General features: G+C 60.1%; 3 protein-coding genes. 2 read left to right on the top strand and 1 reads right to left on the bottom strand.

What is annotated here, in order from left to right; genetic code table 11:
• Positions 1-24 precede the first annotated feature (24 nt).
• Positions 25-1,383 (bottom strand): TolC family outer membrane protein, encoded by a 1,359-nt coding sequence (locus ACP3TY_RS17855; protein ID WP_053118214.1) that lies wholly within the window; start codon positions 1,381-1,383, stop codon positions 25-27.
• Between the two features lie 531 nt (positions 1,384-1,914).
• On the opposite strand from ACP3TY_RS17855, the gene ACP3TY_RS17850 reads away from it, so the two are divergent.
• Positions 1,915-10,542, top strand: a complete 8,628-nt coding sequence (locus ACP3TY_RS17850) for a retention module-containing protein (protein ID WP_426618107.1) — start codon at positions 1,915-1,917, stop codon at positions 10,540-10,542.
• A gap of 252 nt (positions 10,543-10,794) precedes the next feature.
• A complete protein-coding gene (locus ACP3TY_RS17845) occupies positions 10,795-12,729 on the top strand; it encodes a hypothetical protein (RefSeq protein ID WP_426618106.1) in 1,935 nt (644 codons plus the stop codon).
• The last annotated feature ends 89 nt before the right edge of the window (positions 12,730-12,818 follow it).

The raw sequence follows: 12,818 nt of genomic DNA, 5'->3' as shown, positions 1-12,818 counted from the left end.
CCTTCGGCAGCTCCTACAGGGGGGTTATTTCAGCTCGGGGAGGCGGGCTTCGTTCTTCACCTCGCTGGAAGCGATTGCATCGGCGGGCAGCACCACCCGTTGTTTGCTCAGCAACTGGCCCATGTTCGCCAGCACGCGGTACATCGAATATTCCTCGGTGTAGCGAATTTCGGTGTAACGACGGTTGGCGTTGTAGAGCTCGTTTTCACTGTCGAGCAAGTCGAGCAGGGTGCGTTGGCCGAGGCCGAACTGATCCTGATACGCGGCGCGTACACGCTTGGTGGTTTCCGCGTATTCGCGGGCGGTCGGGGTCTGTTTCTTCGCGTTGAGCATGGCGTTCCAGGCCAGGTGAATGTTCTCGTTGAGCTGACGCAGGGCGTTGTTGCGGATGTCCATTGCTTGGTTGATCTGGTGCGCATCGGAGGCCAGTCGCGCCTTGTCGCTGCCGCCACGGAACAGGTTGTAGTTCATGATCACGCCGACACGCCATTCGTTATCGTGGCCTTCATCGCCCTGCACGTTGTTGTTCGCGCCCACCGCTGCTTCAGCGTCGAAGCGAGGGTAGAACGGCGATTTGGCGACTTCGTACTGGCTCTCGGCCGATTGCACGTCGGCCTGCGCCGATTTCAGGTACGGGTTGTTTTCGACCATGCTCTGCTGGGCTTCCGGCAGGGTGGTCGGCAACTCGCCACGGGTCGTGGCCGGGGCTTCCAGTTCATCAGGCATGCGCCCGACAACGCTGAAGAAGTTCGACTCGGCATCCGCCAGATCCACTTCAGCGGTGTCGAGGTTGTTTTGCGCCAGCGCTTTACGCGCCACCGATTGATCGGAGTCGGCAGTGCTGCCGATGCCACGCTCGGTGCGCAGGCCAATCTGATCGTTGACGCGCAAGTGCGCTTGCAGGTTGTTCGTGGCCAGGGTCACCAGTTCGCGGCGCTTGAGCACTTCGAGGTAGACCTCGATGGTGCGCAGGGCCAGATCCTGAGCGGTGCCTTGCGCGTAGTAGGCGCGCGAATTGGACACGCCTTTGGTGCGCTCAACCTCGTTGGCGGTGTTGAAACCGTCGAACAGCATTTGCCGCAAGCGCAGCTCGGATTGGGTGTAGTTGAGAATTCGTGTGTCGTGGTTACCGAAGGCGCGGGTGTTGGTGTTGTCGCTGTAGCCACGGCCATACGCGGCGTTCAAATCGACGGACGGATAGAAGCCGCCCTTGGCGACTTTGACTTGTTCATCAGCCGACAGGCGTGCATCCACGCGCGAAGCGAGTTCCGGGTGGGTGGCGATGGTGCTTTGGATCGCCTCGGTGAGGTTCATGGCCTGGGCTTGGGATGTGCAAGCCATGGCCAGCAAAACCGCGCTGCAGAGGGGGGTTAAAACGCGCATGGGTGCATCTCCCTGAGTCCTGATGGTGTGTTACTGTCGCCAAAAATTTGACGATATTTTTAGTGGAAAGCGTTTCACTCTTGTAACAACAGAGCTAAGAACATAATGAAGCGTAGCTAAGAAAAAATTTTCATAAGGCTTATTCCGAAAAAAACTTATGCGGTTTGTAAAATCCGGCACATTGTTCAGCTCGAAAGCCTTTGTTTTATGCGCGCTAGGGAGCGCAGAAAGGCTTGAGGAAAGTTCCATTCACTTTGCGACATACGGCGAAGTACTGCTGAAGGGGAGGGACGCGTAGCGGCTGGGGAGCGACAGATTTTTGTCACTCGAGTGATTCACCGGCGTTACGTAGCGCTCGTGGGAATGCTGCATTGATCAGGGTTTTCAAGTGCTTGATAGCGCTGATTTTTCCTGAACGGCGCAACCTGCGAACGAACTGTCGAAGGCGCGAGCGTCGCCACGGCAACCCGATTGAGCCATGGGCTACTTCGTTAACCAGTGCCGACAGTGGTCGGCAGCGGAGGAATTCACATGGCAACGCTCATCGGTACCGTCACTAAAGTCATTGGTCAGGTTTTCGCACAGGCAGCGGACGGCACAAAGCGCGCGCTGGTCGAAGGCGATCGGCTGTTTGCCGGCGATCAATTGATCACCGGAGCCGAAGGCGCCGTTGCCGTTCATCTGCAAAATGGCAAAGAGCTAACCCTTGGGCGCGGCAGCAGCATGATCCTGTCCGGGCAACTGCTCGCCGATCAGGCCGCGCACGTGAACGCGGCCGAGGCGGTGACGCCGAGCGAAGCGCAACTGACCGACGTCGAGCAAATCCAGAAAGCCATCGCCGCCGGTGATGACCCGTCGAAAACCGCTGAAGCCACTGCCGCTGGGCCAAACGCCCCGGGTGGCGCGCCGGGTGAAGCGGGTGGTGGTCACAGTTTTGTCTTGCTGACGGAAGTCGGCGGGCGCGTTGATCCGATCATCGGTTTCCCCACCGCCGGGTTTGGCGGCATCCCTGAATTCCCTGAAGAACGCCACAACGTGGTGATCGACAACGGCGACGACACGCCAGTGATCGTGCCGCCACCGGTCAACAATCTGGTGACCCTCAACGGCCTGTCCGTACCCGGTGGCGAGCTGAACCTCAACGAAGCCAATCTGCCTGACGGCTCGGCCGCCAATCCGGCAGCGCTGACCCAAAGTGGCAGCTTCACCGTTAACGCGCCGGACGGTTTGACCAGCCTCAGCGTCGGCGGCATCAGCCTGGTCAGCGGCGGTGTGGCGGTCGGTTTCCCGCAGTCGATCACCACGCAATTGGGCAACACCCTGACCATCACCGGCTACAACCCGAGCACCGGTGTCGTCACCTACAGCTATACCCTCAACGGCAACGACACCCACGCGGCGGGTGACGGCGCGAACAACCTCAGTGAACAATTCACCGTGGTTGCCGGCGACAGCAATGGCGATACCGCGACCGGTTCGCTGGATGTCAACATCACCGATGACGTGCCGCGCGCGGTGGATGACAGCAACAGCTCAACCGCTTCGGAAACCTTGCTGACGCTGACCGGCAACGTGCTGACCAACGATGTGCAAGGCGCTGACCGCGTGGCCACCGGCCCGGTGACGCCGGGCACGTTCACCGGCACTTACGGCACCCTGGTGCTGAACGCCAACGGCACTTACACCTACACGCTGAATACCAGCGATGCCGATTTCAAAGCGCTGCACGGTGGCGGCAACGGCACCGAAACCTTCGCCTATACCCTCACCGATTCGGACGGCGATAGCAGCACCGCGAATCTGGTTTTGCAGATCCACAACAACGACGACCCGGTGACCCTCGGCGGTTTGAATATTGCGGGCGGCGAGCTGACGGTTTTCGAGAAAAACCTGGCCCTGGGCAGTTCACCTGATTCGGCAGCGCTGACGCAAAATGGCAGCTTCACCGTTACTGCACTCGATGGCGTCACCACGCTGACCGTCGGCGGCATTGCCGTGGTCACCAACGGTGTCGCGGCTGGTTTTCCGCAATCGGTGACGACGCCGCTGGGCAGCACGTTGACCATTACCGGGTTCAACGCGGCGACAGGTGTGGTCAGTTACAGCTACACGCTGGTCGATAACGAAACGCATCCGAACGCCAATGGCGCGAACACTCTGCCAGAGCAATTCGCCGTCACCGTCGTCGACGACAACGGCACGACCGCGAATGCCACGCTCGATGTGAACATCATCGACGACCTGCCAAAAGCGGTGGATGACAGCAATACCGGCACCGCCTCGGAGACCAATCTCAGCCTCACTGGCAACGTGTTGACCAACGATGTGCAGGGCGCCGACCGCGTGGCCACTGGCGAGACTGCCGGGCCGATCACCGCCGGTACGTTTGCGGGGACTTACGGGACTTTGGTGCTGAACGCCAACGGCACTTACACCTACACGCTGAACACCAGCGATGCGGATTTCAAAGCGCTGCACGGTGGCGGCAACGGTACTGAAAACTTCACCTACACCATCACAGATTCCGACGGCGACACCAGCACCGCGAACCTCGTCTTGCAGATTCATAACAACGACGATCCAGTGGTAATCGGTGGTCTGGATGTTAACGGCGGCGAACTCACCGTTTACGAGAAAAACCTCAGCGACGGCAGCGCACCAGACTCCGGTGCACTGACTCAAAGCGGCACGTTCAACATCACCGCACTCGACGGCGTGACTACCCTGACAGTCGGCGGTATTGCGGTGGTCACCAATGGCGTGGCCGCAGGTTTCCCGCAATCAATCACCACGCCATTGGGCAGCACACTGACCATCACCGGTTTCAACGAAACCACCGGCGTCGTCAGCTACAGCTACACCCTGGTCGATAACGAAGCGCACCCAACCGCGAACGGCGCGAACAATTTGCCTGAGCAGTTCGCCGTCACCGTCGTCGATGACAACGGCACCACCGCCAATGCGACCCTCGATGTGAATATCGTCGATGACTTGCCAAAAGGCGTGGATGACTCGAACGCAGGCACCGCCTCGGAAACCAATCTGTCGCTCACTGGCAACGTGTTGACCAACGATGTGCAGGGCGCCGACCGTGTGGTCATCGGCGAGAATGCCGGCCCAATCACCGCCGGTACTTTCTCAGGGACTTACGGCACATTGGTGCTCAACGCCAACGGCACGTACACCTACACCCTCAACACCACCGATGCTGATTTCAAAGCATTGCATGGCGGCGGTGACGGCACCGAAACCTTCACCTACACCATCACCGATTCCGACGGCGATACCAGCACCGCGAACCTCGTCTTGCAGATCCACAACAACGACGATCCGGTGATCATCAACGGCCTCAACGTCAACGGCGGCGAACTCACCGTTTACGAGAAAAACCTCAGCGACGGCAGCGCACCAGACTCCGGCGCACTGACCCAAAGCGGCACCTTCAACATCACCGCACTCGACGGCGTGACCACGTTGACCGTTGGCGGCATCGCCGTCGTCACCAACGGCGTAGCAGCAGGTTTCCCGCAATCAATCACCACGCCATTGGGTAGCACACTTACCATCACCGGTTTCAACGAAACCACCGGCGTCGTCAGTTACAGCTACACCCTGGTCGATAACGAAGCGCACCCAACCGCGAACGGCGCAAACAATCTGCCAGAGCAGTTCGCCGTCACCGTCGTCGATGACAACGGCACCACTGCCAACGCGACCCTCGACGTCAACATCGTCGACGACCTGCCTAAAGCGCTGGACGACAGCAATACAACCACGGCGTCGGAAAGCCAACTGACGCTGACCGGCAACGTCCTGACCAACGATGTGCAGGGCGCCGACCGTGTCGCGAGCGGGCCGGTTACCGCAGGCACGTTCACCGGTACTTACGGCACCTTGGTGCTCAACGCCAACGGCACGTACACCTACACCCTCGACACCACCGATGCCGACTTCAAAAATCTGCACGGCGGCGGCAACGGTACCGAGAACTTCACCTACACCATCACCGACTCCGACGGCGATACCAGCACCGCCAACCTGGTGCTGAACATCCATAACAATGACGATCCAGTGGTGCTCAACGGCCTCGACGTCAATGGCGGCGAACTCACGGTCTACGAGAAAAATCTCGGTGACGGCACCGACCCCAATACCCCGGCCCTGACCCAGAGCGGCACCTTCACCGTCACTGCTCTCGACGGTCTGCAAACCCTGACCGTCGGCGGCATCAACGTGGTGACCGGTGGCGTCGCCGCAGGTTTCCCACAATCGATCACCACGCCGTTGGGCAGCACGCTGACCATCACCGGTTACAACGAAACCACCGGTGTCGTCAGCTACAGCTACACCTTGGTCGATAACGAAACCCACCCGAATGCCAACGGCGCCAACAGCATCACCGAGAACTTCAACGTGGTGGCGACGGACACCGATGGCAGCACCGCCAACGGCCAGATCAACGTCAACATCGTCGATGATTTGCCGAGCGCCCACCCTGATGCCGCGTCGGTGGCAGAGGGCGGAACCGTCAGCGGCAATGTGCTCGACAACGATATCGGCGGCGCCGATGGCCCGGCGGCGACCGGCGCGGTGGTTGGCGTGCGTGCCGGCGCCGACACGTCGACCTCGGCCCTCGGTGGCCTGAACAGCAACATCAACGGCACCTACGGCTACCTGACCCTGGATGCCAATGGCAACGCCGTCTACCACAGCAATCCCAATGCGGTGAACGGCCCGGGCGCGGTGGATGTATTCACCTACACCGTGCGCGATTCCGACGGTGATGAAAGCACCACAACCATCACCATCGACGTCGCCAACAGCAAACTGTATGCGACCAGCGACACCGATGTGACCGTGTTCGAAAAAGCGCTCGACCTGACCAAGGACGGCGCGGATCTGGCCCCCGGTACGGTCACCGGCAGCGACCCGAGCAACACCGGCGAAACCGCGTCCGGCACCCTGGTCGGCTCGGTCACTGGCGCGGTCGGCGCGATCAGCTATGCACTGGTCGGCAGTGCCACCGGCAACTACGGACAGATTGTCCTCAACCCCAATGGCACCTACACCTACACCCTGACATCGCCCGCGACCACCACGCCGCATGCCGATGACGGCGCCAATACCCTGACCGAAAGTTTTACCTATCAGGCCACCGATTCGCTGGGCAACATTGTCACCAGCACCATCGTCGTCAGCATCGTCGATGACGTGCCACATGCAGTAAACGACAGCAACGCCAACAGCGCTTCGGAAAGTCTGTTGACCCTCACCGGCAACGTGCTGACCAACGATGTGCAAGGCGCCGACGTGGTCGCGAGCGGGCCGATTACCCCCGGCACCTTCACCGGCACCTACGGCAAACTGGTGCTCAACGCCGATGGCTCGTACACCTACACGCTGGACACCAACGATGCCGACTTCAAAAATCTGCACGGCGGTGGCAACGGCACCGAGACGTTCACCTACACCCTGACCGATGCCGATGGCGACGTCAGCACCGCCAACTTGGTGCTGAACATCCATAACAATGACGATCCGGTGGTGCTCAACGGCCTCGACGTCAACGGCGGCGAACTCACCGTTTACGAGAAAAACCTCAGCGACGGCACCAGCCCGAATACTCCGGCCCTGACCCAGAGTGGCACCTTTACCGTGACCGCCCTCGACGGCCTGCAAACCCTGACGGTCGGCGGCATTGCCGTGGTGACCAACGGTGTCGCCGCAGGCTTCCCGCAATCGGTGGTTTCGCCGCTGGGCAGCACCTTCACCATCACCAATTACAACCCGACCACCGGTGTCGTGAGTTACAGCTACACCCTGGTCGACAACGAAACCCACCCGAACGCCAATGGTGCCAACAGCCTCACCGAGAACTTCAACGTGGTGGCGACGGACACCGACGGCAGCACTGCCAACGGCCAGATCAACGTCAACATCATCGATGACCTGCCGACCGCCAAAGCCGACACCGGCTCGGTGGCCGAGGGCGGTACCGTCAACATCAGCGTGCTGGGCAATGACGTCACCGGCGCCGATGGCGCAGCAACAGGCGGGGCGGTGGTCGGCGTGCGCGCCGGCAGCAACACCGGCACATCGGCCATCGGCGGGCTCAACAGCAACATCAACGGCAACTTCGGTTACCTGACCCTCGATGCTGCGGGCAACGCTGTTTATCACAGCAACCCGAACTCGGTGAGCCCTGCGGGCGCGACCGACACTTTCACCTACACCATCCGCGACAGCGACGGCGATGAAAGCACCACGACCATCACCATCAACGTCGCCGACAGCAAACTGATTGCCTCGGTCGATCAGGACGTCACGGTCTACGAAAAAGCCCTCGACCTGACCAAGGATGGCCAGGATCTGGCCGCCGGCACGGTCACCGGCAGCGACCCAACCAACACCGGCGAAACCGCGACGGGCACGCTGGTCGGCGCGGTCACCGGCGGCAGCGGCGCGCTGACCTACACCTTGGTCGGCAGCGCCACCGGCAGCTACGGGCAGATCCAGCTGAATGCCGACGGCACCTACACCTACACGCTGACTTCGGCGCCGAAAACCTCGCCGAACGCCAACGACGGCGCGAATACTCTCAGCGAAAGTTTCACCTACAAAGCCACTGACGCACTGGGCAACAGCACCACCAGCACCATCGTCGTCAACATCGTCGATGACGTGCCAAAAGCCGTGGCTTCCGATCGTTCGGTGGCAGCGGTGGAGATCGATTCCAACCTGCTGATCGTCCTCGACATCTCCGGCAGTATGGCCGACGCCTCCGGCGTGCCGGGCCTGTCGCGACTGGCGCTGGCCAAGCAGGCGATCAGTGCCTTGCTCGACAAATACGACGATCTCGGCGACGTGAAGGTGCAACTGGTGACCTTCAGCAGCAGCGCTACCGATCGCACCTCGGTGTGGGTCGATATCGCCACTGCCAAGACGATACTGGCGGGTTTGACCGCGGGCGGCGGCACCAACTACGACGCCGCCGTGGCGACCATGCAGACTGCGTTCAACACCTCGGGCAAACTCACCGGCGCGCAGAATGTTGGCTACTTCTTCTCCGACGGTAAACCGACCACTGGCCAGGAAATCGGCACGGCGGATGAAACCGCGCTGAAAGCCTTCCTCGACGCCAACAACATCCGTAACTACGCGATCGGTCTGGGCAGCGGCGTGAGCAACGCCAACCTCGATCCAGTGGCGTACGACGGCATCACCCACACCAACACCAACGCTGTAGTGGTGACAGATCTCAACCAACTCAACTCGGTGCTCTCGGGCACGGTGGTCGGCGCACCGGTCACCGGTTCGCTACTGGGTGAGGGCGGTACGTTCGGCGCGGATGGCGGTTTTATCAAAACCATCGTCGTCGACGGCACCACCTACACCTACGATCCGAAAGCCCTTAGCGGTCAGGGTTCGTTGACGGCGACGGTTGGCACCAACCACGGCACGTTCAACACCGTAAACAACTCGGTGAGCATCGCCACCAACAATGGCGGCACGCTGGTGGTCAACCTCGACACCGGCGACTACACCTACACTTCGCAGAAAACCACCGCCGTGGTGATTACCGAGAACATCGGCTTCACCGTCAGCGACAACGACGGCGACCTCGCCAGCTCGACACTGACCGTGAAAGTGATCCCCAACGCGCCTCCGGTGGCGGCGGACGATCACGTCATCACCAACGTGCTGTCGAGCAACGTCGTGGTGCCGGGCGAATTGCTGCTGGCCAACGACACCGATCCGAATGGCGATACGCTCAACGCCACGCCGACGACGTTCAATACCGGTTGGATCTCGAAAGCGGCGGACTTCACCGGCACCGGGGCGATCAACTTCACTGGCACCAACGCCAATACCGCGGCCAACCAGAACCTGGCTAACGTGCGCAATTCGTTCAGTGCCAACGCGGCAACCATGACCGCTGTGCTGGTGGTCAGCGGTTATCTCGGTGCTGTGACCAACAGCAACGCCAACGATGAAGACCGCATCACCGTCAATCTGCGTCAGGGTGAGACCCTTAATCTGGATCACAACCTGGCGGCCGGTCACGTCACCATGGAGTACTCGATCAATGGCGGCGCTTACACCACGCTGGCAGACGGGCAAACGCTGACGGCAGCCGCGAATGCGACCTATCAGATCCACATCACCAACATCAACGACACCACGGGCAGCGGCGGTAACTCAGCGGAAAACTACCAACTGACCATGACCCTCAACTACGCCGGGGCCCACGACATCACCCCGGACTTCAACGGCACCTACACCGCCAACGACAACCATGGCGGCAGCGACACCGCCAACGTCAGCATCAGCTATCAGGATGGCCACACCCTCACCGGTACCTCCGGCGATGACATTCTGGTCGCCGGCACCGGCAACAACATCATCAACGCCGGCGACGGCAACGATGTGCTTACCGCAGGCTCCGGCAACAATGAAATGCACGGCGGCGCCGGCAACGATTTGCTCTACAGCGGCCCGGGCAATGACCTTCTCGATGGCGGCACCGGCACGGACACGGCAAGCTATGCCCACGCCACCGCCGGGGTCACGGTCAACCTCGGCCTGCTCGGTGCGCAAAACACCCTCGGTGCCGGAACTGACACCCTGACGGGCATCGAAAACCTCGTCGGCTCGAACTTCAACGACACGTTGACTGGCGACAACAATAACAACGTGATCAATGGTGGGCTGGGCAACGACATCCTCAACGGTGGCGGCGGTGACGACTTGCTGATCGGCGGCCTGGGCAACAACACCCTGACCGGCGGAGCAGGGGCCGACACCTTCCAGTACCTCAAGGGCAACAGCGGCCACGACACCATCACCGACTTCACCCCCGGCACCGACAAGCTCGACCTGTCGCAACTGCTGCAAGGTGAAAACGGCACCACGGCGTCGCTCGATGACTACCTGCACTTCACCGTCACCGGCACGGGCGCGTCGGTGCTCACCAGCATCGACGTCAGCGCCATGGCCGGTGCCACGCCAAACCAGACCATCGACCTGGCCGGCGTCAACCTCGCCAGCCACTACGGTGTAACACCGGGGGCGGGCGGGATGATTGCCAGCGGGCACGACACGGCGACTATCATCACCGGCATGCTCAACGATCATTCGTTGAAGGTCGATACCGTCTGATCCGAGGCTGAAACGACAAAACCCGCGCTCCCGGTTGAAGGGGAGGGCGGGTTTTTTTTACGTCTGAAAATAATGGATCTCAATGATATTCCCGGCGTGTGAGGAAGCTCAGGTGGGCAGTTCTCCGACGAACGGTCGTAAAACCTGTAATTTCTGACAGTAGTCAGAACCTGCCCTCGCGCATTAAATGAAGCCATGCAGTGACGGCGCAAATCGCGCCGCTCCGCAACTTTCATAAGGGAAGGCCGGGAAATGGACAAGCATGAACATCCTGCCGAGCCGCCGATCGATGGCCTCGCTGAAATAGCTGCCGCGATGGAAGCACCCAAAGTCCCCGCTGTGCTCGATCCGGATGATCCCAGTGGATTGCTGCCGCTGACAGCATTGGGTGACAGGCTGGCGGTGACCTTCGAAGACTTCGGCCAAGGAATGGCACCGGGTGAGCTCGACCTTGTTGAATTGGGTTTTATGCCCAAAGGCGGGGTCTTCAATAACGTCGATGAGCGTTGGTACCCGACCAGCGACCCCATAAGCTGGCCACAAACCCTTTATGTGCCCCGGGATCTTCTGTCGCACGGCGTGTATGAAGTGGCGATCCGCGTCTCCATTTACGGCAGTAATCCGAATCCCGGAGACCGTAAAACCCTGACGATCGATACCAACAAGCCCAATTTCGGCAACAAGCCAGGGGCCGTGATATTCCCCGCCGAATTGGGCGGCACTGTCGACGAAATCTTCTTGGAGCAAGAGGGTGAGGTCAACGTGCTGGTGCCTTGGTATATCGACGCCGAAAGCGGCGATCGGGCAGTGTATTACTGGACATCGGAGCAAGACCCTCCGGACACCGAGACCCCGGTTCGTGAGCAGGAATTCAGTGCCGAAGACATCGCCGCGAAACGCCTGAACATCACGGTGTACGCCGATGAAATTCGTGCTGGTGGCGCGGGTAAACGCTTCCTTTATTACTTCCTCAGAGATCGCGCGGGGAATGAAGGGCGACACTCCTTTCTTTCGCCGATCAATGTTGATCTGACTCCCGCTCCCGGTGCCCTGCCACCTCCAAGGGTTCCGCTGTCCTCCAGAGGTCTGGTGGACCGGCAGCAGGCCCGGGACGGGCTGTTTGTTGAGATCGATCAATACGACCTTGCGGATTCGGCGCAATGGGTCGCGGTTTTCTGGGACGGTATCGCGCTTGCCGAGATTCCCGTGGATCTTGCCGGTTTTCCGTTGAAAGCCCCCGTGCCCTGGCCGGCGTTGCACGACAGAGGCGACGGGCCATTTCGAGTAAAGATTTACTACAAAGTAAGGCAGGGAGCGGCGTACGGAAGGCCTTCGCCAGAGATATCGGTCGCAGTCAACCTGACGCTGGCGGGCCAGGATCATGACAAGGCACCCGCCCTGATTAATGAAGACCTCGCGTTGGTTGAGGTGTATGGGGAGCATTCAGCCACCCTCAACACGTTGCTCACTGAGGATCACGGATTCCCGGCCACTGTGTCACTGACGCTGTACGACGCACCCGAAGCGGGACAGTTGCTGGAACTTCACTGGGGCAGTTACACAGGGGCTGTTGCTCAGTACAAAGTTCAGCCTGGCGATGTGGCCGGTCAACCGATCTCCTTTATCGTGCCGTGGCATGTAATCGACAGCGATAAAAAGAATCCGGCCTTGCCGGTGTTCTACACCACCGACAACGGAGTGAATCAGCAACAGTCGCTACCGACCCATGTCAGGGTCGACATTGTCGTCATCGACAACATGAAGGAACCACTGTTTCCCCATGCCGGAAAGGAAGGCGTGCTCCATTGTTGCGCCAGACCCCGATTGTGGGAGGGCGTCACGGTAAGAATTCCCGCCGACCCGAATATCGAGCAGGGCGATACGCTCATTGTTATATGGCAGGGATGCGCGGGGCCCAACGGTACACGTCCTATTCCCGGAACTTACCGGGAAATTGAGCACCCGCTGCCGACACGGGTGCCTGGCACAGACATCGATATTGTCGTTGCGGATTACGACAGGTTGATCGCCCCCATGGTCAATAACGGTTCCGCACTGGTGTATTACAAATTGCGTAAGTCAGGAGGAGGGCGCGGAACGTCTCGACCGGACTTTGTCATCATCAACCGGACTATGCCCAGCGGCGACATCTGTTCGCCAACTAATGATGTGTGTCAGGAAAACTGAAGCAGTTTCAAATCGTGTAATGCAGTGAATGCCGAGTCCGCTTCGTCAATCAGTAGTGGAAGCAAATGACTTGGCGCGTCTATTTGATC

The organism is Pseudomonas rustica (assembly GCF_049959085.1).
In the GTDB taxonomy this organism is placed as follows: domain Bacteria; phylum Pseudomonadota; class Gammaproteobacteria; order Pseudomonadales; family Pseudomonadaceae; genus Aquipseudomonas; species Aquipseudomonas rustica.
The sequence above is the reverse complement of the archived record's forward strand: the minus strand, read 5'-3'. Positions and strand labels throughout refer to the sequence as shown.

Bases quoted from the DNA above. Each gene is read 5' to 3' on its own strand.
- ACP3TY_RS17850 (WP_426618107.1), top strand. From the start codon at position 1,915: ATGGCAACGCTCATCGGTACCGTCACTAAAGTCATTGGTCAGGTTTTC.
- ACP3TY_RS17845 (WP_426618106.1), top strand. From the start codon at position 10,795: ATGGACAAGCATGAACATCCTGCCGAGCCGCCGATCGATGGCCTCGCT.
- ACP3TY_RS17855 (WP_053118214.1), bottom strand. From the start codon at position 1,383: ATGCGCGTTTTAACCCCCCTCTGCAGCGCGGTTTTGCTGGCCATGGCT.